Raw genomic sequence first — 22,573 nt, forward strand, 5'->3', positions numbered from 1 at the left:
GTTCTTAGAATTCTTCCCACTCGTCGGCGCCGGCCGTCGCCGCAGCTGCGGGCTTCTTCGGCTTGGCGCTCGATTCGGCGATCTCGTCGTCGCCCTTGGCCGCCGGCTTGGCTTGCGCCTTGGCTGCCGGCTTCTTCAGGGACGGCGGCGTGCTGCGCTTGGCGGCCGGACGCGGCACCACGGCGGTGCTGACCGGCGCCGCAGGCGCGGCGGCTTCGAACTGGAACTGCTCGCCTTCTTCCAGCTTGAAGATGCTGACCACGCGCGCCAGTTCGGCGGCCTGGTCCTGCAGGCTTTGCGCGGCGGCAGCCGCTTCCTCGACCAGCGCGGCGTTCTGCTGGGTCATGCTGTCCATCTCGATGATCGACATGTTGACCTGCTCGATGCCGGCGCTCTGCTCGGCGCTGGCGTTGGCGATCTCGCTCATGATGTCGGTCACGCGCTTGACGCTCGCCACCACTTCGTCCATCGTCACGCCGGCCTGGCCGACCAGCTTGCTGCCGCGCTCGACCTTCTCGACGGAGTCGCCGATCAGGGTCTTGATTTCTTTCGCCGCCGCTGCCGAACGCTGCGCCAGGTTGCGCACTTCGCTCGCCACCACCGCGAAGCCGCGGCCTTGTTCACCGGCGCGGGCCGCTTCCACCGCGGCGTTCAGCGCCAGGATGTTGGTCTGGAAGGCGATGCCGTCGATCACGCCGATGATGTCGGAGATCTTGGCGGCCGAGCTGTTGATCTCGCCCATGGTGCCCACCACTTGCGACACCACGTCGCCGCCCTTGCGGGCCACGTCCGAGGCGGTCGCCGCCAGGGCGTTCGCTTCACGGGCGTTGTCGGCGTTCTGCTTCACGGTCGAGGTCAGTTCTTCCATCGCCGAGGCGGTCTTCTCCAGCGAGCTGGCCTGCAGTTCGGTACGCGAGGACAGGTCGATGTTGCCGGCCGCGATTTCACGCGAGGCGGTGCCGATGGTCTCGGTGCCGCGGCGCACCTGTTCGACGATGCCGACCAGGCTGTTGCGCATTTCCTTCATCTCGACCAGCAGGCTGCCGCGGTCAGAATCCTTGGTGTTGATCGCGATCGACAGGTCGCCGTGGGCGATGCTGCCGGCGATCTTGGCGGTGTAGCCAGGCTCGCCGCCGAGCTGCTTGAGCAGGCTGCGGGTGATCACCCAGGCGGCTGCGGCGCCCAGCACCACGGCGGCCACCAGCATCAGCAGCATGAAATTACGGGCATTCGCGAAGGCGGACTGGGCGTCGACCGCGCTCTGCGCGTTCTGCTTCTCTTCCAGGGTCGCCAGCTGGTCCAGGGCCTCGGTCCACTTCTTCTGGACCGGACGCACTTCCTTGATCATCACGCGGGTCGCGTCCATGGCGTTGTTCGCCAGGTAGAGCTCGGCCGCCTTGGCGATCGCCGGCATGGCAGCCGCTTCCGATTCCTTGATCTGGGCCAGCAGCTTCTTCTCGGCGTCGCTGGCGTGTTCCGCGAAAATCGCCGACAGCTTGCGCTGGGCTTCGTTGTACTTCTCGGTCTGCTGTTTGAACTTGGCCATTTCCGGTTCCATGTCGGCCGGATCGGTCATCAGGGTCAGGACGCGCAGCGACGCGACACGGTCGCTGACGTTGTTACGCATCTCCACCACGAGGGCCGTGGACACGTTGTTAACGCTAACAACCTGCTCCAGCCGGTCCTGGATCTGCGCCATGCGCACAATGCCCACCACGGTCACGGCCACCAGCAGGACCAGGACCAGTGCAAAACCGAGGGCCAGCCGGCTGCCGACCTTCATGTTGTTCAAATTCATTTCGCGTGTTTTCCCTGTAACTATTGATCGGATCGCCCGGAGTCGATAGCGCCGTGCGCGCTCGCGGAGATTGTTGCTTGTTAGTTCCGCATATTTCCGACAGGATAAATCAAATCGATGACCCCAAAGTCAGAAATCGTCCGGCCCATCTAATCTGTTTCAGCACAACAACAGCGTTGATGTATTGCAAGCTCTGGGAATGACGGCATTATGGGATGATGCTTGCCGAGCGGCAAGCTTTATGGAACATTCTATTTACCGATTGTTAACAATCTGTAGCAATTTGCCCACAAGAAATAAAAAAGGCGTGCCTCAGGCACGCCTTTTTGCTGTTGCACGGTAAAGACATCGTCAATACCTGCCAGTTCGGTTCCTCACGCTGCCATCGGCATCCTTGCGGCCGCTTCCAGCAGCAGGCGCGGGTCGCCCGCGGCCAGCCTCTTGGAATCGGACAGCAGCTGGCGGAATGCGCGCGCCCCCGGCAAGCCGGTCATCAGGCCCAGCATGTGGCGGGTGATGCTGTTGAGCTTGAGGCCATGGCCGCCGTACAGGCGCAGCTGCTCCTCGATATAGGGAATCATCGCTTCTAGCACCTCGACCCGCGAGCGCGGGCGCGCGGGGGCGTCGCCGTAGAAGCGCACGTCCCAGTCGGCCATCAGCCAGGGATTGTGGTAGGCCTCGCGGCCCAGCATCACGCCGTCGACGTGCTCCAGGTGCAGGGCGATCTCCTCGTTCGTCTTGACGCCGCCGTTGATGATGATTTCGAGCTCAGGGAACTCGCGCTTGAGCTGGTAGGCGACTTCGTAGCGCAGCGGCGGGATCTCGCGGTTTTCCTTGGGCGACAGGCCCTTGAGCACGGCGTTGCGCGCATGCACGATGAAGGTGCTGCATCCGGCGTCGGCGATGGTGCCGATGAAGTCGCGCACGAAGCCGTATTCCTCGTTGTAGTCGATGCCGATGCGGTGCTTGACGGTGACGTCGACCGAGACCACGTCGCGCATGGCCTTGACGCAGTCGGCCACCAGCTGGGGCTCGAGCATCAGGCAGGCGCCGAAGGCGCCCTTCTGCACCCGCTCGGAGGGGCAGCCGCAATTCAGGTTGATCTCGTCATAGCCCCACTGCTCGCCCAACCTGGCGCTCTTGGCCAGGTCGGCCGGGTCGCTGCCGCCCAGTTGCAGGGCGACCGGATGCTCGATCCCGTCGTAGCGCAGGTGGCGCTCGACGTCGCCATAGACCAGTGCCCCGGTGGTCACCATCTCGGTGTACAGCAGGGTGTGGCGGGTGATGTGGCGGTGGAACACGCGGCAGTGGCGGTCAGTCCAGTCCATCATCGGGGCAACAGACAGTAACCTCTTGTTTTCTTGAGACTTTTTAACGTTCATTCAGGATGTGTCCAGCGATCAGTGCACACGAGGTGCACACAGTACGTTTCAATTCGGTCTATTCCGGGCATCAGATCAACACACGCGGATTGCACATGATGGCAACACTCACTCGACTTCCAAACGGGAAGCGGCGTGCGCAGGCACGCAAAGGAGGGCTCTACAGGGCGGCTGCATGCGCTTTGAAGCGCGACGCAGAGATGTAAGCCAGGAAGAGCGAAGTGGAGGCAATGCACATTATACCGACCGGCTACCAGCCCGTCCCGGATCGGTATAAAGTTGCCCACCTCAGCGGCGACTAATCAGCCACACCTGAGACCTCGCTGACCTTCAGGCAACCGATCCCTTCTTTTCCGCATCCCCGGGAACGCTGGGCGACACCTTCTGCCTTGATGCCGGTGGCGCTCACGCTTGACGCATACCAATCCTGCTCCTACGTTTCCACGCGACCATAACCGTCCCTATCGAACGAGGACACGGCTATGTCAGGCTTCCAAGCCCGAGATTCTCGGGGGATGTTCATGATTCCCCAAGCCCCAGAAGGATGCGGTTACTATACCTACGGCACCCCGACAGAAGGCCGTGCGCAGTACGCCGATCCACGGTTGATCACGCTGCTTCTCGCTGTCGAACGGGCGTGGACAGAAATCGACAAGCGCCGGTTCGGTGTCGGGAACATCAGCAAAGCCGAGGGCGTAGCTTACGGTCATGAGTCGCATAAGAATGGCTTGCAAGTTGATGTCCGCCCGCTGCGCAAGGATGGCCGCAGGGAGCCAGTTTCGTGTGCTTGGCCCCAGTACGACCGCGAAGGAACGCGGACGCTGGTTGAGTTATTCCGTCGCTTTTCCCCTCGCCCCTTGGTGATCCTATTTAACGATCTGCACATCCCCGGCGTAAAGTATTGGGACAAGCATAACGACCATCTCCATATAGCGCTCAAGTGAAGGAGCCACAATGCGACACAATGTGCGACTTCTGACATCCGCCGCGATCCTTTCCGCGGTCTTCACGCTCACCCAGTCCAATGCGGCTGGACCGCAGGAATGGGACGGTGACTTTCACCCGGCCAAAGTAAGCTACCTTGCCTACTCTGGCACGCTGAGCGAGAAGCAGCCGCCCAAAATAGGCAAGCAGAAGGTATCCCTAATGATCGAAGGTCAGCTTGCTCGAGACCTGTTCGCGTCGATAGGTCCAGACGAGAAAGATGCCTGTGGTGAAGGCACAGGACTACGCATCAGACGCCGAGGGGATGTTTCCTGTACGTTCGATAAAGAATCGAAAGCCTCCCCATACACTTGCTACATTGGTGTTGACCTCAAGACCGGCAGAAGTACGGCTGGATCGATTTGCTAATTAGAAGACCCTCGCCAGCGAGTGCCCAGCGCTCAACACCGGGCTCAGGTGCCTCATCGCTTGGCGCACCGCTTCAATGTCGAGCCTCATGCCGGCCGGAGCAGGCGTTACTCCGGGCCGGCAGTCTGTCACATGGATCCGAGGGCAATCAGCGCGCGTTCCGGTAGGCCTCCGCCGTCGTCGGCCGCGCCGAATTGTGCTCCTTGAAGATCTTCCAGCCCTCGGCCGTGCAGCGCCACAGGATCGAGGTGCGCGACACCAGGTACATCGCATCGCCCTGCTTCGGCTTCACCTCGAACACGAACTCCATCACCGAGTGGCTGTATCCGGGCCCCGCGGCCACGACGCCGGGCTGTTCGGTGATCTTGTGGTGCACGCTCTCGAATTTGGGGACCAGTCCGTACCACACCTTGCTGTAGTCATCCGCCGTGTGGCGGACCTTGAGCTCGGGATCGAAGTCGTCGAACAGGTTGAGATCCTTGCTGCCGAAGTCGTAATACTTGCCGAGGTCTTTCCTGAAATTGAACTCCGGATCGCCGGCGTCACGCTCCCAGCCGATCATCAGCCAGTCGCGATGGAGCTGGGCCACCCCTTCCTTGCCCGAGCTTGCGCAATCGGTGCGAAGGTCCGCGGCGAACGTCGAGGAGCAGGCAATACCGAGGACCAGTGCGAGTGCATTTTTCAACATGTTTCGACCTCTCTATCTGTGGGTTCAGGGTGGAAGCGGCATCCGCAAACTCGCTGTCGCTGATTGCCGGATATTCCGCTGCTGTGATGAGAAGTATAGGATTCGCACCTATGGGGCCGGTAACAAGATCGTCGAGACTTCTTGCCTAATCCTCTAATACCCACGCGGGCGACGGCGCAGCGCCCCGATCCGGGCGCGTGGCGCCGGGGGCAACTGGCCGCCCGCCAGGAAGCAGGCAGGCGCCGGGGGCAGCCGGCCGCCCGCCTCGGCGCAGGCAGGCGCCGACCGGCACCGACCGGGCAACCTGCGCGTCCACGACCCGTCTGGAGAATTGGGCAAGAGCTCGCGGGGATTACGCGTTTGCCGCCGTGCCGATCGCTCCTACCATGGAAACACACCTATTCCATCGGAGGACATGATGCAGAAATGCTGGTTTATCACAGGAGCGAGCCGCGGGCTCGGACTCGACATTGCGAAGGCGGCCTTGCGCGCAGGCGACTGCGTGATGGCGACCGGGCGCGACCCGCAACAGGTGCTGGCCGCGCTGGGAGGCGACAGCGAATGCCTGATGGTGGCGCGGCTCGACGTCGACCACCCCGAAGACGCGCACGCCGCCGTTGCGATGGCGCTTGAACGTTTCGGCGGGATCGACGTGCTGGTCAACAATGCCGGCTATGGCCACCTCGGCTTTTTCGAGGAAAGCACGGCGCAGGACATTCGCCATCAATTCGACAGCAACGTCTTCGGCCTGATGGAAGTCACGCGCGCGGTGCTGCCCTCCATGCGGGCCGCGGGCGCGGGCCATATCCTCAACATGTCCTCGCTCGCCGGGGTGCGGGGCTCGGCCTTCAGTTCGATCTACTGCGCCAGCAAGTTCGCGGTCGAGGGATTTTCCGAAGCCCTGGCCGAGGAACTCGCGCCCTTCGGCATCCGGGTGACGATCGTGGAGCCCGGCCCGTTCCGCACCGATTTCCTGTCCGGACGATCGCTGCGGGTGGGCGCTGCCTGCCTGCCCGGCTACGATGCGGCGCGCGAGCGGCTGCGCGCCTCCTTCGAAGCGCGTAACGGGCGCCAGGCGGGCGACCCGGAGCGGCTGGCACGCGCCCTGCTCACCCTGGTGAACGACCCGCATCCCCCGCTGCGCTTCCTGGCCGGCAGCGTCGCATCGGATGCGGCGCTCCACAAACTGGAACACATGCGGGGCGAGATCGATCGCTGGCGCGACCTGTCGACCGGAACGGATGGCGCCTACGCCGACAGCCGCCAATGGCAGGCGCCGGGCCAGTCCTGAGCGCCCCGGCGCAGCCCGCAGCAAAGCGCCGATAGTGCGCGCAAGCCGGCGACAGACCGGCCTTGCGCACTGCGTCACCATCGTCTCACCCAGCGGCGAGTGTCCGCGGACCTGTCAATCGCGTCGAAACGGAGAATTCCATGTCAGAACAAGCAGCGTCTTTTGCTGTCGTCGCCATATTCCATGCCCGCGCCGGGAAGAGCGAGGAACTGGGGCGGCAACTGCTGTCGCTGGTCGCGCCGACCCGCCAGGAAGAAGGTTCCCGCCTTTACCATATCTGCCGCTCCAGCGCGGACGGCGCCGAGTGGCTGGTGATGGAAAACTGGCGCGACCGGGCCGCCTTCGACTTCCACATGGCGACCCCGTATGTCGGCGCCTTCATGCAGCAGGTGCCCCTGCTGTGCGCGCGCGAGCCGGACATACGCTTCCTCGACATCGCATCGCCGGGCTACCCCGGGCAGGCGCAGGCCCCTGCCCCGGCCTCGTCGCGCAGGGCAGACGGCCATGAAACTCCTGAATGACTATCTGCTGCCGAACGAACGCACGGCCCTGATCGAGGCCTTGCGGCGCGATACCGAGAACGAACGCCTCAAGGCCTTGCAGTATCCGCAATGGCGCGACTACCACCTGCAGAACGTGCGCCTGAACGTGCGCATCCTGGAGGCCTTCGGATACCGCCACGAGACGGTCGGGCTACCGGAGCCGGATCTTTACAGGCGCAGCAGCATCAGCTCTTCGTCGTAATACCTGCCGCCGACCTGCATCGCATCCGGCTCCCGGCCATAGCTGACGAAGCCCATCGAGCGATACAAGGCGCTGGCGCGGGGATTGTCGACATTCACATTGAGGTGGACCTGCCTGACGCCGATGCCGCGCGCATGCTCGAACAAGGCCTCCAGCATGCGGCGCGCGATGCCGCCGCCACGACGGTCCGGGTGCACGAACACGCCCCAGAGGATCGCCTTGTGGGCCACCTGCACCAGGGCTTCGCGGCGCAGGCCGGCAATGCCGACCAACACCTCGTCCTGGTAGGCGCCGAAGACCAGCTGGTGCTCCGTCCGCGTGATCCGCGCCCGGATCTGCTCCGGGCTGCGGCTGCTTTCTTCCTCATAGGTGGGATAGATCGCTTCGGGCATGTCCGCGATCGAGCGCAGACGCAAGGCCTGGAACGCCTCCCATTCGTCGGCATGGAGAGGGCGAAAACGGATTTCAGGGTTGGACATATCGAATCAGGTAGAAAGATGCATCGCGCCGGCGCGCCAGAGCGCAATGATACGGCCGGCGGCGTCGCCGCCGCAATGCGTCCAGGCCGGGCATCGCCAGGCCGCAGCGACAAACAGTCCCTGGATGCCCTCACTATTCCCACATCGGTGATAATCTGCGCGCTTGGTGGCCAAGTCAAACAAGGAGAAGCAACAATGGATTACCTCACCGCGGTGCGCGCCTTCGTGCGGGTGGCCGAAAGCGGCAGCTTCGCCAGGGCGGCCGACTCGATGCAGCTGCCGCGCAATTCGGTGACCAAGCTGGTCCAGTCGCTGGAAGCGCACCTGCGTATCAAGCTGCTCAACCGCACCACGCGGCGGGTCTCGATGACCAGCGACGGCGCCGCCTACTACGAACGCATGGCGCGCCTGCTGGAAGAATGGGACGAGGTGGAGGATGAACTGGCGCGCGCGCGCAGCCATCCGCGCGGACGCCTGCGCGTGGACATGGGCACCACGATTGCATCGCTGCTCCTGATTCCGACGCTGGCGCAGTTCCATGTGCGCTACCCCGATGTGCAGCTCGATATCGGCGCCAGCGACCGGCCGGTGGACCTGGTGAGCGAGCGGGTGGACTGCGTGATCCGGGCCGGCGCCGTGAGCGACCCCTCGCTGATCGCGCGCCAGCTCGGCTACCTGCCCCAGACGACCGTCGCGACCCCGGGCTACCTGGAAACGCATGGGGTGCCGCTTCATCCCGAGGATCTCGACAAGGGGCACCAGCTGGTCCGCTATACCTATGCCGGCTCGACCCGCCAGCAGGCCATCGTGCTGACGCGCGACGGACAGTCGGTCACGGTGCGTGGCTCCCATTTCGTCTCCGTCAACGACAGCGGCGCGATGCTGGCGGCGACCCTCGGCGGCCTGGGGATCATGCATGGCCCCGCCTTCATCACCGGACGCCACGTGGACGCCGGCGTGCTGGTCCGGGTGCTGGACGACTGGCAGTCGCCCGCCGTGCCCCTGTACATCGTGTACCCCGCCAACCGGCACCTGAGCGCACGCGTGCGGGTATTCGTCGACTGGATGCTGGAACTGTTCCGCAACAGCCCTTATACGCTGCCGCCCGGCCCCGCTGCCTGATCGCGGCGCAGCGAACGGCCGGTGCGCCATCGAAAAAAACCGCGCGCTGCCCCGTGGACGCGCGCGGTGTGGTCAGTGCCGGTGAAGCCGGGAATTACCAGGCCTGGTTGGTCGGCATGATGAAGAGTTCGGCGATGTCCACGTGCGGCGGCGCCTGCACGGCGTACACCACGGCGTCGCCGATGTCCTCGGCCTTCAGGAAGGTCATCTGGTCCTTCAGGCCTTCCATCTGGGCGCGATAGCCCTGGTCGGACACGTGCTCGAACAGTTCGGTTTCCACCGCGCCCGGCTGCAGGCAGGTGACGCGGATGTTGTGGGGCGCGCCCACTTCCATGCGCAGGGTGTCGGTGAAGGCGGTCACCGCATGCTTGGTGGCGCAGTACACGCCCAGGCCCTGGACGGTCTTGCGGCCGGCGATCGAGGAGGTGGTGATGATGTGGCCGGACTTCTTCGCGGTCAGGATCGGCAGGGCCGCCGCGACGGTGTTCAGGACACCCTTGATGTTCACGTCGACCATCCGGTTCCATTCCTCGGTTTTCAGGCTGACGATGTCCGAGGCCGGCATCAGGCCCGCGTTGGCGAACACGATGTCGAGCGTGCCGTAGCGGTCGACCAGCGCCGCCACCCCGGCGTGCACGGCTTGGGGATCGGTGACGTCCATCTCGATCGCGAAGGCCTCGCCGCCGGCGGCGCGGATCTCCGCGACCAGGGCATCCAGGCGCTCCACCCGGCGCGCGGCCACGCCGACCTTGGCGCCGGCCTGGGCCAGTTTCTTCGCGGTGGCGGCGCCGATGCCGCTCGATGCGCCCGTCACCAGTGCAATTTTGCCTTTGAGTTCCATGATCCAGTCCTTTCGAATGTTTGAGGAGTCGGCTTCGATGTCTTGAAGCACGGGACCATGATCGGACAAGGCGGCGGGCGGGTCTTTCGGCGATTTGCCGCGGCTGTCGGGATTTTGCTATTGACCGCCATCGCGGTCGATGCCGAGCTCCCTGCGATAACTGCTCGGGGTGACGCCCGTGCCCTGGCGGAAGACCTGGGAGAAGTGGCTGGGGCTCTGGTAACCGAGCGCCAGGGCGATATCGATGACCGAGCGCTCGGTTTCGCACAGCAGGCGGCGCGCTTCTTCCAGGCGCAGGCGCGCCAGGTAGCGCGATGGCGCCATGCCGGTCGCCTGCTTGAACACCCGGCTGAAATGGAAGACGCTCAGTCCCGCCATCTCGGCGTAGGGCGCAAGCTCGAAGGGCTCGGCGAGCCGGCCGCGCATCGCATCGAGGATGCGGTGCAGTTTATGGGCCGGCAGGCCTCCGCGCACGATCTTGCGGCCGTCCACCGCCACCTCATAGCGCTCCACCAGGTGAAAGCTCAGCGCCTGCGCCAGGCCCTGGATGAAGCCGGCCGAGGGCTGCGCCGGCGCGGCCAGCACCGTGTACAGCAGCTCCAGCACCCCGCACAGCACCGGGTCGCGCTCGCCCGAGACTTCGCGCAGCGCGAAATCGCCGAGCGCGCGCCCGGTGACCGCGCGCACCACGCGGGTGAACAGCGGCAGGCCGACATACACGTGCATCACCGTGAACGGCGCCGCCGAGGTGGTCCGCCAGCGCATCTCCACCGGTATCGGCGAGGTGGTCAGGTAGAAGTCGCCTTTTTGTACCGGCACCGCCAGCCATTCGCCGCCCGGGGGGCGCTCCTCCACCACGGCTTCTCCCGAAGCGATCCAGACCAGCAGGGGCTCGGGCACCGCCGGCACCAGGATCTCGTCCTGCACGGCGTTGCGGGTGGCGATCTCGACGTAGATGTCCTCGTCGGCCTGTGCGTGGCGCTCGCGCAGCATCTGCCCCGGAATGTGCTGCTTCAATCCTTCGGCCGAGCTCAGGTCGGTCATGTTCTCTCCCTCTATCAAAAAACAGCAAACCGGCGACAGTCGGCGCAAGGCCCCGATGGACCGGCCGGACCGATGGCGCGAACATACGGCCGACACGGACATCGAAAGGAAACGCCATGTTCAAGGAACTCCCAGCCAAGAAAGCCTACACCCTGCTCGAGTCGGGCCCGATCGTCCTGGTCACCACCTCCGGGCGCAATGGACCCAACGTGATGACCATGGGTTTTCACATGATGGTGCAACACGAACCGGCGCTGGTGGCCTGCGTGATCGGTCCCTGGGACCAGAGCTATACCGCCCTGCGCGAGAGCGGCGAATGCGTGATCTCGGTCCCGACCGTCGACCTGGCCGAACAGGTCACCCGCATCGGGAACTGCTCGGGCCAGGATACCGACAAGTTTGCCACGTTCGGCCTGCACGCGTTGCCGGCCACCACGGTCGACGCGCCGCTCATCAGGGAATGCATCGCCAACCTCGAATGCAAGGTGGTCGACACCACGATGCTCAAGCGCTACAACATGTTCATCCTCGAAGTGAACCGGATCTGGGTCGACCAGGGCCGACGCGAGCGCCGCCTGATCCACCACGCCGGCGACGGCGTCTACCTGGTCGACGGCGACACCGTGGACACGGGCCGGCTGATGACGAAATGGCGCTACCTGATGGACTGAGCCGCACACCTCTTTTTTTTCACCCTCGCATCAAGGAAACAGCATGACGCTTACCCTCATGACCCCCTTGCGGCGCGCCGTCCTGTGCGCGCTGCTGAGCGGCCTGGCCCCGGCCATGGCGCAGACCACGGCCGCCGAGCCGCTGCCCGCGCAAGCCCGGACCCTGCCCGGCTATCATCGTCTCCTGCTCGGCAAATTCGAGGTCACCGCCCTGTCCGACGGGACGGTGGCGATTCCCCTGTCGGAACTCCTGACCGGCGTGCGCCCGCGCGAGCTGGACACGCAGCTGCGGCGCGCCGGGATCGACCCCCGGCAGGCGGAAACCTCGATCAATGCCTTCCTGATCCACACCGGCGGCCGGCTGGTGCTGGTCGATACGGGCGGCGGCGCCCTGTTCCCCAACAGCGGCCGCCTGGTGGCTAGCCTGGCCGCCGCCGGCTACCGCCCGGAGCAGGTCACCGACATCCTGATCTCGCACCTGCACCCCGACCATTCGGCCGGGCTGACGATCGACGGCAAGGCGGTATTCGCCAAGGCGCTGGTCCACGTCCACCAGCAGGACACCCGCTTCTGGCTGGAGCCGCGCAACAAGGGGGCGCACCCCGAGCATGCGCATGTGTTCGACCAGGCGGCGCGCGACCTCGCCCCCTACCAGGCCAGCGCAAGGGTGCGCGCCTTCGCCACGAACGCCGAGATCGTTCCTGGCGTGCGCGCCGTCGCCACGCCGGGGCATACCCCGGGCCACAGCTTCTTCCGGGTCGAGAGCGAGGGCAAGGTGCTGGTCCTGTGGGGAGACCTGATCCACGCCAAGGACCTGCAGTTCCGCTCCCCCGGCATCGCCATCCGCTATGACCTGGACAGCCGCGCCGCCGTGGCGCAGCGCAAGGCCGCGCTGCGCGAGGCGGCTACCGAGGGCTACCTGGTCGGGGCGCCGCATCTTCCCTTCCCCGGCATCGGACGCGTGCTGGCGAGCGGCGGCGGCTATGAGTGGCTGCCCCTCAACTACAGCGAGGCCGGCATGGGCCGCGCGCAGCCCTAGCCATGGCCTACGGGCCCTGGTCCGGACTTCAGGGCTCGAAGCCGCCGATCGTCATGCCGCCGTCGATCACCAGCAACTGCCCGTGCACGTAGCTGGAAGCCGGGGATGACAGCCACACGGCGGCTTCGGCGATCTCGCGCGGATGCGCCCCGCGTTTGGCCGGGATCGCCTGCTTGGCCAGCGTGGCGAAGGCGGGGTTCTGGGCGCCGTTGGCGACCACCATCGGGGTCTCGGTCCAGCCGGGCGCGATGGCGTTCACGCGGATGCCGCGCGCCGCATTTTCCATCGCCGCCACCCGGGTCAAGCCCTGCACCCCGTGTTTCGACGCGGCGTAGGCGGCCATTCCGCCGGGGCCGGTGAGCGCGGCCACCGAAGCGGTGTTGACGATGGTGCCGCCCTGGCGCAGCAGCAGCGGGATCTGGTATTTCATCCCCAGGAAGACGCTGCGCAGGTTGACGCCGATGACGCGGTCGAAGTCCTCGGCCGGATAGTCCTCGATCCGGTGCGTCCCGCCGGTGATGCCGGCATTATTGAAGGCGGCATCGAGCCTGCCGGCCTCGCGGCCGATGCGCTCGAGCAAGGCCGCGATCCCGGCCTCCTGCGCCACGTCGACCGCGGCGCTGCGCAACTGCGTGCCCGCCGCGCGCCCCAGCTCCAGGGTTTCTTCCAGCCCTCGCGGGCTCAGGTCGGCCGCGTAGACGAGCGCGCCGCGCGCCGCGAACAGCAGCGCCGCCTCGCGGCCGATCCCGGAACCTGCGCCCGTGACCAGCACCACCTTGTCCTTGAAATCTGCTTCCATGTTCTGCTCCTTGGTTGTTGGCAGAACCATCGTAGGCATGCGGGGCCTGGCGATAAAGGCGTGAACGCCGTCACCAGTATTCCTGTTTCGGGGACAATGCCGGCCGTGGCGCAGCCGGGCGGGATCGGAGGGCACGGCCCCGCTGCGCCCGGCGGACGAGATCGGCTATGATTGGCTGTTTGCCCGATCCTGCGAATCATGAACGATCCACGCCAACAACGCATCGTCCGCCTGCTCGAGACACTCGCTCCATGTGAAGGCTATACCCTGTCCGCCCTGGACGGCGTCAGGTTCATGCGCGCCGACGCGCCGATCGCGCGCGTCCCCGTGCTCTACGAGCCCTCCATCGTGATCGTCTGCCAGGGCCGCAAGCGCGGCTTCCTGGGCGACGCCGTCTATGTCTACGACCCGCACCATTACCTGGTACTGTCGGTGCCCCTGCCCTTCGAATCGGACACCCTGGCCAGCCGCGAGGAGCCGATGCTGGCGGTGGCCATCTCGATCGACCTGAAGCTCGCGGCCGAGCTGGTGCTGGCGCTCGACGCACGCCACCGGCAGCAGCCCTCGGCCGCCGCCGGCATCTGCTCGACGCCCTTGAACGAGGAGATGAGCGACGCGCTGCTGCGCCTGCTGACGGCCCTGAGTTCGCGCGACGAGGCGCTGATCCTCGGCCCCGGCATCGTGCGCGAACTGCTGTACCGGGTCCTGACCGGCCCGCAGGGAGCGGCGGTGCACGCCGCCCTGAACCAGCAGAGCCACTTCGGACGGATCGGCAAGGCGCTGCGGCGCATCCATGCCAACTACGACCGTCCGGTCGACGTCGCCACGCTGGCGAGCGAAGCCGGCATGAGCGTGGCCGCCTTCCATGCCCATTTCAAGGCGGTCACGCGCTCGACGCCGATCCAGTACCTGAAGACCACCCGCCTGCACAAGGCGCGGCTGCTGATGGTGCAGGACGGGGTGAGCGCGGCCACCGCCTCGCACCTGGTGGGTTATGAAAGCAGCTCGCAGTTCAGCCGCGAGTTCAAGCGCTTCTTCGGGCGCACGCCCGCCACCGAGGCGGCCGTGATGAAGAATGCCCTGATCCAGCTGCCGGCGCAGCCCACGGCCTACGTCACCATGCAGTAGCTGGCGCCGCGGATCCGCACATGGCTGCCTTGGGCATCGATGCGCGGCATGCCCTGGCGTCGCCGCGTCGGAAATAGCAATAGCCCGACAGGTCCAGCAAGGCCTGGACAGACGAGGATGCGCTGGCGCGCCAAGATGGCGCCATCACCAGCACCGGATCCCCCATGTTTGCCCAGCGCCGCCTCGACCACCCGATTGCCGCCTCCTGCAGCGAGCGGATCTCCCGGCTGGCAGCGGCGCTCGACCCGGCAAGCTTCGGCGCCCTGCCTTTCCCCGCCGGCCTGCACGTCGGCGCAGCCCTGTCCGGGGAGGCGCCGCCGGCTGGCGACGCGTCATGCATCTTCATCTATTGCGGCCACGCCGGCGAGCTGACGGCGCCTTTCCACCCCTGTTACCGTGTGCACACCGCCCTGGCGCCGCTCGCGCCCCTGATGTGGGAGCCGGAGCAAGGCCCGGCCATCCGCCTGTCCGTGCAAGTCGACCCGCAATTGGCGGCCGAACTGCTGCTTGAACTCGGCGAACTGCACGCCCATTCCCCCATGGGCGGCGAGTCGCAAGCCTGGCTCCCGCTGGACGCCGGCATGGCCGAGACCGTGCTGCGGCTGTTGCGGGCGCTGCCTTGCGCGGCCGAGCTGCGGGTACTCGGGCCTGGCATCGTGCGCGAGTTCGTCTACCGCGCCCTTGCCGGCCCCCAGGGCGCGCTGCTGCGTGCGGCCCTCGGCCATCCGGCCAGCATGCGCGGGATAGGCAAGGCCCTGCACCGCATCCGCACATCGTATGCCGAGGACCTCGACGTGGCGGCCCTGGCGGACGAAGCGGGAATGAGCGTCGCCACCTTCCACGCGCACTTCAAGGCGTTCACGCACACCACGCCGATCCAGTTCCTGAAACAGACGCGCCTGCAGCAGGCCCGCCTCCTGATGATGCGTGAAGGCCTGAGCGCCGCCCACGCATCGCAGCTGGTCGGTTACGAAAGCAGCTCGCAGTTCAGCCGCGAATTCAAGCGCCTGTTCGGCCGTACCCCGACACAGGAAGCGACCCGTCTGAAAGCCTCGCTTCGCATGGGCGCGACGACAGCCGCGCCGCCGACTCGCGACATGGAGTTTTCTCCTTCCATACAGTCGCACACCCGGCTCTGGTGATTATCACGCATTCGGGAACAGTGCTGCATGGGAAAGCGGATTTATCACCTTTCCAAGGCAACCTACACTGGCTTCATCAGGCGCTGACAAGGGCGCGCTCGAGGGAGCGGCACCGCCTGCCAACACAGTCAAGGAGAACAACATGTCCACCACCAGCACCCCCAAGCAGATCGACACCGTCGGCATCATCGGCGCCGGCGCCATCGGCCAGGCCATGGCGAAGCGCCTCGTCGCCGCCGGCGTCGACGTCATCCTCAGCAACAGCCGCGGCCCCGAGACGCTGGCCCCGGTCGTCGATGCGCTCGGCCCGCGCAGCCGCGCCGGCACCCGCCAGGAAGCCGCCAAGGCCGACATCGTGTTCGTCAGCGTGAACTGGTCGCGCCTCGAAGGCGCTCTCGACGGCATCGACTGGCATGGCCGCATCCTCATCGACGCCAACAATCCGGTGCTGCTGCCCGGCTACCGCCTGGCCGAACTCGGCGGACGCAACTCGAGCCAGGTGCTGAGCGAACTCGCGCCCGGTGCGCGCGTGGTCAAGGGCTTCAACACCCTGCTCGCCTCGGTGCTGGCGAGCGATCCGGCGCAGGCGGGCGGACGCCGCGTCGTCTTCCTGTCGGGCGACGACGGGGAGGCCAAGACCGTGGTCGCCGGCCTGGCCGAGCGCCTCGGCTTCGCCACCATCGACCTGGGCAGCCTGGAAGTCGGCGGCGCCCTCCAGCAATTCCCCGGCGGTCCGCTGCCGGCCCTGAACCTCGTGAAACTGGGCTGAGCCCCGCGCCCCCAAGGAGAACACCATGACCACCATGCCCGACACCGACACCGTTGCGGAACGCGCCAAGGCCATCGTCCGCCGCAATACCGAAGAAGTCCAGGGCGGCGGGGACTTCGCCCTGTTCGACCGCCTGTTCGCCGACGATTTCGTCGACCACACGCCGCAGCCGGGCGGCACGCCCGACAAGGCTGGCGCCCGCCTCCTGTACGGCGCCCTGCGCCAGGCCTTCCCCGACTTCCACGCCGTGATCCACTGGCAGGCGGCCGAGGGCGACCGCGTCACCACCTACAAGACCTATCACGGCACCCACGAGGGCGTGCTGTTCGGCGTCGCGCCGACCGGCCGCAAGGTGCAGTTCGACACGGTCGACGTGATGCGGGTCCGGGACGGCCGCATCACCGAACACTGGGGCGTCGCCCACCTGTATTCGCTGCTCCAGCAAGTGGGCGTGCTGCCCGCGATGCTGCCCGCAGCCTGATCCCGCGCCACGCTGCACGCACCCATTCAAAGAGGACATCATGAGCACACTGCTGAAAGACAAAGTCGTCATCGTCACCGGCGCCGCCAGCGGCATCGGCCGCGCCATCGCCATCTCGGCCGCCCGCCACGGCGCGCGCGCCGTGCTGGTCTCGGACATCGCCGAGATTCCGCGCGAGGGCGGCACACCCACTACCCAGGAAATCGAGGCGCTGGGGGTGGCCACCCGCTTCGTCCAGGCCGACGTCAGCAAGAAGGCCGAGGTCGACGCCCTGGTCGCGGCCGCCGCGCCCTTCGGTGGCGTCGACGTGATGGTCGCCAATGCCGGCATCACGGCGCGCGACGACGGCGCGCAGGTCAGCGAGGAAAGCTACCGCCGCCTGATGGCCGTCAACCTGGATGGCACCCTGTTCTCGGCCCAGGCCGCGGCCCGCCAGATGAAGGAGAACGGCAAGCAGGGCAGCATCGTCCTGATGGCCAGCATGGGCGGCCTGGTCGGCGCCGGCATGACGGTCGCCTACTCGACCAGCAAGGGCGGCGTGGTGCTGATGGCCAAGGCCCTGGCCGACGCGCTGGGTCCGGACGGCATCCGCGTGAACGCCGTCGCTCCCGGCACCATCGACACCCACCTGCTGCGCACCAGCGCGGGCATCGCGGAAGCGGCCGAAGGCTTCCGCCAGCGCACCCCGCTGCGCCGTCTCGGCCAGCCGTCCGAGATCGGCGATGCGGTGGTCTGGCTCGGTTCGGACATGTCGAGCTATGTGACCGGGATCGCGCTGGTGGTCGACGGCGGCCTGCTGTCGGTCATCTAGCGCCACCTTCCCCGAGGCCGCGTCCCCGGCGTCTCCGCCGCCGTGGCATGCGGCCGGGGCAAGGCCGGGCAAGGGCCGGCACGGCAGGAAACAGCATCATCGCCATTCTGACAAAGCAAACATCATGAGCGTCATCTCATCCCAGGATGCGGCGCCCCGGCACCTCTTGGTGCCGGCTGCATCCGCAAGCAAGGACGGCAGCGTCGAGGCGCTCGACCCGCGCCGCCTGGCGGCCGGGGCGGATATCCGCGTCGGCCCGGAACCCGCCCTGGTCTGGATCGCACGCGGGGCGGTCAATCTCGAACGACGTTCCCAGCGCGGCAACTGGAGACCGCTGCTGCTGCGCCACGGCGACTTTTACCTGTCCACCTCCGAAACGATCCAGTTGCGGCGCGCCCACCAGTGCCGCTCGGATTTCGAGGGCATACGCCTCGAGCTCAGCACGCTCGTGCTGAGCCGCTGCACCCACGAACCGGGCGATGCGACGGCCTGGCAAGGGCGGGAGATCAGGGGCAGCGCGGATCCTACCTTGCGCGCATTACTGACGCTGCTGCGCCCCTCCGCCTGCCAGTCGGCGGCGCTGACCACCCCTTTCGTGGACGGCGTCACGCAGGCGGTCGCCGCGCAACTGGCGTCCTATCCGGCGAATGCGCGGCGCAAGCCGGGAGGCCAGCACCATGGGCTGGCGCCCTACAAGTTCCGCCTCGTCCTGCGGGCCATGCGCGAGCGCCTGGCGGAACCCTTCGACCTGGGCTACCTCGCCGGGCTGGCCGGCTTGAGCACTTTCCACTTCAGCCGCGCCTTCAAGAAGGCGAGCGGCCTGCCGCCCTCGCGTTATTTCCAGCGCCTGCGCATCGACCAGGCCAGGCGCATGCTGGCCGAGGGCGAGCGATCGGTGATCGACATCGCCCTTGCCGTGGGATTCCGCAGTCCCAGCCATTTCTCGCAGGTGTTCCGGCAAGCGGCGGGATTCTCGCCGAGCGAGTACCGCCAGCGCTTCGCCATGCCGCCATCCATGCAGGCCGGCTTTCCGTGCCGCCGCGCCGCCGACTGATCGCCGGCGCGGAGTCGGGCGGCGGTCGCCCTCATCTCCCCTGCCCGCTGGCCAGCGGCCAGGTGGTCTCGATCAGCTCGTAGAGCTTGCGCGCGGCCGGCGACAGCTCGCGGCCGTGGCGGCGGATCAGCCCCACGTTGCGGTCGATCGTCGGATCGACCAGGGCGACCCGGGCCAGGGTCGCGTGCTCCCCCTGGGGCATGGACAGGCGCGGCACCACCGCCACGCCGAGGCCCGCTTCCACCAGGCCGAGCAGGGTCGACACGTGCTTGGCCTCGAAGCACCAGCTCGGGCGCACGTTGGAGTCGGCCAGCGCCAGGTCGACCAGCAGGCGGTTGCCGCTGCTGCGGTCCACCGTCATGAAATCGTATTGCGCCAGCGCCGCCCAGCTCACCTCCTTCAGCCTGGCCAGCGGGTGGTCGCGGTGGCAGGCGACCACGAAGGGTTCCTTGAGGATCACCTGGAAGGCGATGTCCGGCTCCTGGGTGCCGATGATGTTGATCCCGAAGTCGGCCTCGCCGCGCGCCACGCTGTCCAGCACCGCGCTGGCGCCGTCGTCGATGATGCGCACCCGGATGCGCGGGTACTGCTCGTGGAAGGTGCGCAGCACCTTGGGCAGGAAGTAGTACACCGCCGAAGGCACGCAGGCGATCACGACCTCGCCCAGCTGGGAGGCGGCCACCGCCTGCATGCTCAGCAGCGAGTGCTCCAGCTCGTCCAGCAGGCTGCGCGCCTTGTGCGAGAAGTCGCGCCCGACCGCGGTCAGGCTGACGCTGCGCGTGGTGCGCTCGAACAGCTTGACGCCCAGCGCCATCTCGAGCTTGTCGATGCGGCGGCTGAGCGCCGGCTGCGACAGGTGGATCGAGTCGGCGGCGGCCCGGAAACTGTTCAGTTCAGCCACCGCGACGAAGGCGCGCAGGTCGGCGAGGTCGAAATTCATGTTCATGGCGCATCAATCACAAGAAAATTTGCAATATACAAATCAATAAGCTAGCGCGAAACTAGTCTCCATGCAAGCGAGGAATCGAGGAGACGAGATGGACCTGACAACATGGATCGGCACGCAGGAACGCGTGACCGACATCCTGGGCGCCACGCCCTGCGCCGCCCTGGCGGCGACCCTGGACCGCCCCGCCGAGCGCCCCGAGCGCGGCGCCGCGCTGCCGCCGCTGTGGCACTGGCTCTACTTCCTGCCCCTGTACCGCCAGTCCGAGGTCGGCCCCGACGGCCACGCCCGGCGCGGCGGCTTCCTGCCGCCGGTGCCGCTGCCGCGCCGCATGTGGGCCGGGAGCCAGTTCCGCTTCCACGCGCCGCTGCGCATCGGCGACGAGGTCGAGCGCACCTCGACCATCGACGCGGTCAGCGAGAAGGAAGGCCGCAGCGGCCGCCTGGTGTTCGTCAAGGTGCGCCACGAAGTCCGCCGCCGCCACGAGGCCGAGGTGGCGCTGACCGAGTTCCACGACATCGTCTACCGCGAGGCGCCGCGCCTCGGGGCGCCCGAGCCGGCGCCGCTGGCCGCTCCCGCGGACGCGGACTGGGAACGCGAGGTGGTCCCGGACGACGTGCTGCTGTTCCGCTATTCGGCCCTGACCTTCAACGGCCACCGCATCCACTACGACCGCCGCTACGTGACCGAGGTCGAAGGCTATCCGGGCCTGGTGGTGCACGGCCCGCTGATCGCGACCCTGCTGCTCGACCTGCTGCGCGAGCGCCTGCCGGAGGCGGTGGTGACGGCGTTCAGCTTCCGCGCCTTGCGCCCGGTGTTCGACATCCACCGTTTCCACGTCTGCGGCGCGCGCCAGGCCGACGGCCCGGTGCGCCTGTGGGCGCGCGACCACGAGGGCTGGCTGTGCATGGACGCCAGCGCCACCCTGGCCCCGGGAGAGCCGGCATGAGGCCGCTCGAGGGCATCACCGTGGTCACGCTGGAACATGCGATCGCGGCCCCCTTCGCCACCCGCCAGCTGGCCGACCTGGGCGCGCGCGTGATCAAGATCGAGCGTCCCGGCACCGGCGACTTCGCGCGCGGCTACGACGAGCGGGTGCGCGGCATGGCTTCGCACTTCGTGTGGACCAACCGCTCCAAGGAGAGCCTGACCCTGGACGTCAAGCATCCGGAGGCCCGCGAGATCCTGCAGCGCCTGATCCTGGAGCAGGCCGACATCGTGGTGCAGAACCTGGCGCCCGGGGCCGCGGCCCGCCTCGGCCTGTCCTACGCCGCGCTGTCGGCGCGCAAGCCGGCGCTGATCGTGTGCGATATCTCCGGCTATGGCGGCGACGGTCCCTACCGCGACAAGAAGGCCTACGACCTCCTGATCCAGAGCGAGGCCGGGTTCGTGTCGGTGACCGGCAGCGCCGCCGAGCCGGCCAAGGCCGGGCCCTCGATCGCGGACATCTCGGCCGGCATGTACGCCTATTCCAGCATCCTGGCCGCCCTGTTCGAGCGCACCCGCACCGGGCGCGGACGCCACATCGACATCTCGATGCTGGAGTCGCTGGTCGAATGGACCAGCTACCCGCTCTACTACGCCTTCGAGGGCGCGCCGCCGCCGGCGCGCACCGGCGCCAGCCACGCCACCATCTATCCCTACGGCCCCTTCCCGGCCGGCGACGGCAAGACCGTGATGCTGGGCCTGCAGAACGAGCGCGAATGGGCGCTGTTCTGCGAGCACGTGCTGCTGGACCCGGCGCTGGCCGCCGATCCGCGCTTTTCCAGCAATCCGAAACGCAGCGCCGCGCGCGCCGAGCTGCATGCGCTGATCGTGGCCGCCTTCGCGCCGCTCTCCGCCGCCGAGGTGCTGGCGCGCCTGGACCGGGCCCAGATCGCCAACGCCCAGGTCAATACCATGCACGAGGTCTGGGCCCACCCCCAGCTGGCCGCGCGCGGCCGCTGGACCGAGGTGGCGTCGCCGGTCGGCCCGCTGCCGGCCCTGCTGCCGCCAGGCGCGCCGGACGCGGACGCGGTGCGCATGGACCCGATCCCCGCCCTGGGCGAGCATACCGGCGCGATCCTGGCCGAACTGGGTCTCGACGCCCGCCGGATCGACGCGCTGCGCGCCGAGGGGGCGCTGTGAACGCCCTGCCGCAGGCGCCGCGCAGCTACCTGTTCGTGCCGGGCGACCGGCCCGAGCGCTTCGCCAAGGCCTGGGCCAGCGGCGCCGACGCCGTCGTGTTCGACCTCGAGGACGCGGTCGCGCCGGCGCACAAGGAAGCCGCGCGTGCGGCCCTGGCCGCATCCTGGGCCGGATTCTCCGGCAAGCACGACGGCGTCCAGCGGGTGGTGCGCATCAACGACCACGCCAGCCCCTGGCACGAGGCCGACCTCGCCCTGCTGCGCATCCTCGGCCCCTGCATCGTGATGCTGCCCAAGGCCGAATCGGCGCGCGTGCTGGCGCATGTCGCCGCGCTGCTGGGGCCGGACTACGGCCTGATCGCCCTGGTCGAATCGGCGCGCGGCATGCTGGCCGTCGACGAGATCGCCCACGCCCCCGGGGTCGCGCGCCTGGCCTTCGGCAGCATCGACTACGCGGCCGACCTGGGCCTGAGCGGCGACCCGCGCGGCCTGCTCTATCCGGCCAGCCGGATCGCCCTGGCGGCGCGCGCCGCCATGCTGCCGGCGCCGGTGGCCGGCGTCACCGCCGCCTTCCGCGACGAGGCCGCGCTGCGCGAGGACCTGGCCCTGGCGCGCGCCTGCGGCTTCGGCGCCAAGCTGTGCATCCATCCCTGCCAGGTGGCGCCGCTGCACGCCCTGCTGGCCCCGAGCGAGCGCGAGCTCGACTGGGCGCGGCGCGTGCTGGCCGCCGCCGAAGGCGCCGCCGGCGCGGTGCAGGTCGACGGCGCCATGGTCGACCGCCCGGTGCTGCTGCAGGCGCGCGCCATCCTGGCGCGCGCCGCCGCCTCGCCCTCCGCGCCCACCTTCACCCAGACACACCACTAGG

The 22,573-nt window shown here is 67.5% G+C and carries 25 protein-coding genes; 17 read left to right on the top strand and 8 right to left on the bottom strand.

Annotation, left to right across the window (positions count from 1 at the left end):
- Nucleotides 1-4: 4 nt before the first annotated feature.
- Nucleotides 5-1,798 (bottom strand): methyl-accepting chemotaxis protein, encoded by a 1,794-nt coding sequence (locus B0920_RS12180; RefSeq protein ID WP_229455433.1) that lies wholly within the window; start codon nt 1,796-1,798, stop codon nt 5-7.
- Nucleotides 1,799-2,172: 374 nt separating this feature from the next.
- A complete protein-coding gene (dusA, locus tag B0920_RS12185) occupies nt 2,173-3,180 on the bottom strand; it encodes a tRNA dihydrouridine(20/20a) synthase DusA (protein WP_078032747.1) in 1,008 nt (335 codons plus the stop codon).
- 521 nt (nt 3,181-3,701) lie between these two features.
- Between dusA and B0920_RS12190 the strand changes: the two genes are divergently transcribed.
- Both B0920_RS12190 and B0920_RS12195 read left to right on the top strand, forming a co-directional pair.
- Complete coding sequence (locus tag B0920_RS12190; RefSeq protein WP_179119147.1) at nt 3,702-4,124, top strand: penicillin-insensitive murein endopeptidase; 423 nt, start codon at nt 3,702-3,704, stop codon at nt 4,122-4,124.
- Nucleotides 4,125-4,134: 10 nt separating this feature from the next.
- On the top strand, nt 4,135-4,533 hold the full coding sequence (locus tag B0920_RS12195) for a hypothetical protein (protein ID WP_229455437.1): 399 nt from the start codon (nt 4,135-4,137) through the stop codon (nt 4,531-4,533).
- 148 nt (nt 4,534-4,681) lie between these two features.
- On the opposite strand, the gene B0920_RS12200 is transcribed toward B0920_RS12195, so the two are convergent.
- Nucleotides 4,682-5,221 (bottom strand): hypothetical protein, encoded by a 540-nt coding sequence (locus B0920_RS12200; RefSeq protein WP_143745720.1) that lies wholly within the window; start codon nt 5,219-5,221, stop codon nt 4,682-4,684.
- 415 nt (nt 5,222-5,636) lie between these two features.
- Between B0920_RS12200 and B0920_RS12205 the strand changes: the two genes are divergently transcribed.
- The 3 genes from B0920_RS12205 (at nt 5,637) to B0920_RS12215 (ending at nt 7,256) form a co-directional block, all read left to right on the top strand.
- Entirely contained in the window at nt 5,637-6,512 is an 876-nt protein-coding gene (locus B0920_RS12205; protein WP_229455440.1) for an oxidoreductase, read from the top strand.
- Nucleotides 6,513-6,652: 140 nt separating this feature from the next.
- Nucleotides 6,653-7,033: a putative quinol monooxygenase gene (locus B0920_RS12210; RefSeq protein ID WP_078032750.1), complete on the top strand. Its 381-nt coding sequence runs from the start codon at nt 6,653-6,655 to the stop codon at nt 7,031-7,033.
- A complete protein-coding gene (locus B0920_RS12215) occupies nt 7,017-7,256 on the top strand; it encodes a hypothetical protein (RefSeq protein WP_078032751.1) in 240 nt (79 codons plus the stop codon). Before B0920_RS12210 ends, B0920_RS12215 begins: the two co-directional genes overlap by 17 nt.
- Here the strand turns inward: B0920_RS12215 and B0920_RS12220 are convergent.
- A complete protein-coding gene (locus B0920_RS12220) occupies nt 7,223-7,735 on the bottom strand; it encodes a GNAT family N-acetyltransferase (protein WP_078032752.1) in 513 nt (170 codons plus the stop codon). The genes B0920_RS12215 and B0920_RS12220 overlap by 34 nt on opposite strands.
- Before the next feature lie 195 nt (nt 7,736-7,930).
- Between B0920_RS12220 and B0920_RS12225 the strand changes: the two genes are divergently transcribed.
- Nucleotides 7,931-8,857, top strand: a complete 927-nt coding sequence (locus tag B0920_RS12225) for a LysR family transcriptional regulator (RefSeq protein ID WP_078032753.1) — start codon at nt 7,931-7,933, stop codon at nt 8,855-8,857.
- 94 nt (nt 8,858-8,951) lie between these two features.
- Here B0920_RS12225 and B0920_RS12230 read toward each other — a convergent pair whose 3' ends face one another.
- Nucleotides 8,952-9,698 (bottom strand): SDR family oxidoreductase, encoded by a 747-nt coding sequence (locus B0920_RS12230; protein ID WP_078032754.1) that lies wholly within the window; start codon nt 9,696-9,698, stop codon nt 8,952-8,954.
- 117 nt (nt 9,699-9,815) lie between these two features.
- Nucleotides 9,816-10,742: an AraC family transcriptional regulator gene (locus B0920_RS12235; protein ID WP_078032755.1), complete on the bottom strand. Its 927-nt coding sequence runs from the start codon at nt 10,740-10,742 to the stop codon at nt 9,816-9,818.
- Nucleotides 10,743-10,858: 116 nt separating this feature from the next.
- Here B0920_RS12235 and B0920_RS12240 point away from each other — a divergent pair, with 116 nt between their 5' ends.
- Both B0920_RS12240 and B0920_RS12245 read left to right on the top strand, forming a co-directional pair.
- The gene (locus B0920_RS12240; RefSeq protein WP_078032756.1) at nt 10,859-11,413 is read left to right on the top strand and encodes a flavin reductase family protein; all 555 of its coding nucleotides are present in this window, start codon (nt 10,859-10,861) and stop codon (nt 11,411-11,413) included.
- Nucleotides 11,414-11,456: 43 nt separating this feature from the next.
- Entirely contained in the window at nt 11,457-12,452 is a 996-nt protein-coding gene (locus B0920_RS12245; protein WP_229455444.1) for an MBL fold metallo-hydrolase, read from the top strand.
- A gap of 28 nt (nt 12,453-12,480) precedes the next feature.
- On the opposite strand, the gene B0920_RS12250 is transcribed toward B0920_RS12245, so the two are convergent.
- Nucleotides 12,481-13,251 (bottom strand): SDR family NAD(P)-dependent oxidoreductase, encoded by a 771-nt coding sequence (locus tag B0920_RS12250; protein WP_078032759.1) that lies wholly within the window; start codon nt 13,249-13,251, stop codon nt 12,481-12,483.
- A 198-nt stretch (nt 13,252-13,449) separates the two neighbouring features.
- Here B0920_RS12250 and B0920_RS12255 point away from each other — a divergent pair, with 198 nt between their 5' ends.
- The 6 genes from B0920_RS12255 (at nt 13,450) to B0920_RS12280 (ending at nt 18,636) form a co-directional block, all read left to right on the top strand.
- A complete protein-coding gene (locus B0920_RS12255) occupies nt 13,450-14,379 on the top strand; it encodes an AraC family transcriptional regulator (protein WP_078032760.1) in 930 nt (309 codons plus the stop codon).
- Between the two features lie 164 nt (nt 14,380-14,543).
- Nucleotides 14,544-15,521, top strand: coding sequence for an AraC family transcriptional regulator (locus tag B0920_RS12260; protein ID WP_078032761.1), 978 nt, complete (start codon nt 14,544-14,546; stop codon nt 15,519-15,521).
- A 142-nt stretch (nt 15,522-15,663) separates the two neighbouring features.
- Nucleotides 15,664-16,290 (top strand): NADPH-dependent F420 reductase, encoded by a 627-nt coding sequence (locus B0920_RS12265; protein WP_218669357.1) that lies wholly within the window; start codon nt 15,664-15,666, stop codon nt 16,288-16,290.
- Between the two features lie 25 nt (nt 16,291-16,315).
- The gene (locus B0920_RS12270; RefSeq protein WP_229455446.1) at nt 16,316-16,771 is read left to right on the top strand and encodes an ester cyclase; all 456 of its coding nucleotides are present in this window, start codon (nt 16,316-16,318) and stop codon (nt 16,769-16,771) included.
- A gap of 40 nt (nt 16,772-16,811) precedes the next feature.
- Nucleotides 16,812-17,582: an SDR family oxidoreductase gene (locus B0920_RS12275; RefSeq protein ID WP_078032762.1), complete on the top strand. Its 771-nt coding sequence runs from the start codon at nt 16,812-16,814 to the stop codon at nt 17,580-17,582.
- 124 nt (nt 17,583-17,706) lie between these two features.
- Complete coding sequence (locus tag B0920_RS12280; protein ID WP_078032763.1) at nt 17,707-18,636, top strand: helix-turn-helix domain-containing protein; 930 nt, start codon at nt 17,707-17,709, stop codon at nt 18,634-18,636.
- A 31-nt stretch (nt 18,637-18,667) separates the two neighbouring features.
- Here B0920_RS12280 and B0920_RS12285 read toward each other — a convergent pair whose 3' ends face one another.
- Nucleotides 18,668-19,582: a LysR family transcriptional regulator gene (locus B0920_RS12285; RefSeq protein ID WP_078032764.1), complete on the bottom strand. Its 915-nt coding sequence runs from the start codon at nt 19,580-19,582 to the stop codon at nt 18,668-18,670.
- A 91-nt stretch (nt 19,583-19,673) separates the two neighbouring features.
- Here B0920_RS12285 and B0920_RS12290 point away from each other — a divergent pair, with 91 nt between their 5' ends.
- The 3 genes from B0920_RS12290 to B0920_RS12300 are packed head-to-tail and all read left to right on the top strand — an operon-like array spanning nt 19,674 to nt 22,572.
- Nucleotides 19,674-20,531 carry a MaoC family dehydratase N-terminal domain-containing protein gene (locus tag B0920_RS12290; protein ID WP_078032765.1) on the top strand — a complete coding sequence of 286 codons (858 nt, stop codon included), beginning with the start codon at nt 19,674-19,676 and terminating at the stop codon, nt 20,529-20,531.
- Nucleotides 20,528-21,709, top strand: a complete 1,182-nt coding sequence (locus B0920_RS12295) for a CaiB/BaiF CoA-transferase family protein (RefSeq protein ID WP_078032766.1) — start codon at nt 20,528-20,530, stop codon at nt 21,707-21,709. Before B0920_RS12290 ends, B0920_RS12295 begins: the two co-directional genes overlap by 4 nt.
- Nucleotides 21,706-22,572, top strand: coding sequence for a CoA ester lyase (locus tag B0920_RS12300; RefSeq protein ID WP_078032767.1), 867 nt, complete (start codon nt 21,706-21,708; stop codon nt 22,570-22,572). The genes B0920_RS12295 and B0920_RS12300 overlap by 4 nt, the downstream gene beginning before the upstream one ends.
- The last annotated feature ends 1 nt before the right edge of the window (nt 22,573 follow it).

The sequence above is a fragment of the Massilia sp. KIM genome (assembly GCF_002007115.1).
GTDB lineage: Bacteria > Pseudomonadota > Gammaproteobacteria > Burkholderiales > Burkholderiaceae_D > Telluria.

Bases quoted from the DNA above. Each gene is read 5' to 3' on its own strand.
- B0920_RS12180 (WP_229455433.1), bottom strand. From the start codon at position 1,798: ATGAATTTGAACAACATGAAGGTCGGCAGCCGGCTGGCCCTCGGTTTT.
- dusA (WP_078032747.1), bottom strand. From the start codon at position 3,180: ATGAACGTTAAAAAGTCTCAAGAAAACAAGAGGTTACTGTCTGTTGCC.
- B0920_RS12190 (WP_179119147.1), top strand. From the start codon at position 3,702: ATGATTCCCCAAGCCCCAGAAGGATGCGGTTACTATACCTACGGCACC.
- B0920_RS12195 (WP_229455437.1), top strand. From the start codon at position 4,135: ATGCGACACAATGTGCGACTTCTGACATCCGCCGCGATCCTTTCCGCG.
- B0920_RS12200 (WP_143745720.1), bottom strand. From the start codon at position 5,221: ATGTTGAAAAATGCACTCGCACTGGTCCTCGGTATTGCCTGCTCCTCG.
- B0920_RS12205 (WP_229455440.1), top strand. From the start codon at position 5,637: ATGATGCAGAAATGCTGGTTTATCACAGGAGCGAGCCGCGGGCTCGGA.
- B0920_RS12210 (WP_078032750.1), top strand. From the start codon at position 6,653: ATGTCAGAACAAGCAGCGTCTTTTGCTGTCGTCGCCATATTCCATGCC.
- B0920_RS12215 (WP_078032751.1), top strand. From the start codon at position 7,017: ATGAAACTCCTGAATGACTATCTGCTGCCGAACGAACGCACGGCCCTG.
- B0920_RS12220 (WP_078032752.1), bottom strand. From the start codon at position 7,735: ATGTCCAACCCTGAAATCCGTTTTCGCCCTCTCCATGCCGACGAATGG.
- B0920_RS12225 (WP_078032753.1), top strand. From the start codon at position 7,931: ATGGATTACCTCACCGCGGTGCGCGCCTTCGTGCGGGTGGCCGAAAGC.
- B0920_RS12230 (WP_078032754.1), bottom strand. From the start codon at position 9,698: ATGGAACTCAAAGGCAAAATTGCACTGGTGACGGGCGCATCGAGCGGC.
- B0920_RS12235 (WP_078032755.1), bottom strand. From the start codon at position 10,742: ATGACCGACCTGAGCTCGGCCGAAGGATTGAAGCAGCACATTCCGGGG.
- B0920_RS12240 (WP_078032756.1), top strand. From the start codon at position 10,859: ATGTTCAAGGAACTCCCAGCCAAGAAAGCCTACACCCTGCTCGAGTCG.
- B0920_RS12245 (WP_229455444.1), top strand. From the start codon at position 11,457: ATGACGCTTACCCTCATGACCCCCTTGCGGCGCGCCGTCCTGTGCGCG.
- B0920_RS12250 (WP_078032759.1), bottom strand. From the start codon at position 13,251: ATGGAAGCAGATTTCAAGGACAAGGTGGTGCTGGTCACGGGCGCAGGT.
- B0920_RS12255 (WP_078032760.1), top strand. From the start codon at position 13,450: ATGAACGATCCACGCCAACAACGCATCGTCCGCCTGCTCGAGACACTC.
- B0920_RS12260 (WP_078032761.1), top strand. From the start codon at position 14,544: ATGTTTGCCCAGCGCCGCCTCGACCACCCGATTGCCGCCTCCTGCAGC.
- B0920_RS12265 (WP_218669357.1), top strand. From the start codon at position 15,664: ATGTCCACCACCAGCACCCCCAAGCAGATCGACACCGTCGGCATCATC.
- B0920_RS12270 (WP_229455446.1), top strand. From the start codon at position 16,316: ATGACCACCATGCCCGACACCGACACCGTTGCGGAACGCGCCAAGGCC.
- B0920_RS12275 (WP_078032762.1), top strand. From the start codon at position 16,812: ATGAGCACACTGCTGAAAGACAAAGTCGTCATCGTCACCGGCGCCGCC.
- B0920_RS12280 (WP_078032763.1), top strand. From the start codon at position 17,707: ATGAGCGTCATCTCATCCCAGGATGCGGCGCCCCGGCACCTCTTGGTG.
- B0920_RS12285 (WP_078032764.1), bottom strand. From the start codon at position 19,582: ATGAACATGAATTTCGACCTCGCCGACCTGCGCGCCTTCGTCGCGGTG.
- B0920_RS12290 (WP_078032765.1), top strand. From the start codon at position 19,674: ATGGACCTGACAACATGGATCGGCACGCAGGAACGCGTGACCGACATC.
- B0920_RS12295 (WP_078032766.1), top strand. From the start codon at position 20,528: ATGAGGCCGCTCGAGGGCATCACCGTGGTCACGCTGGAACATGCGATC.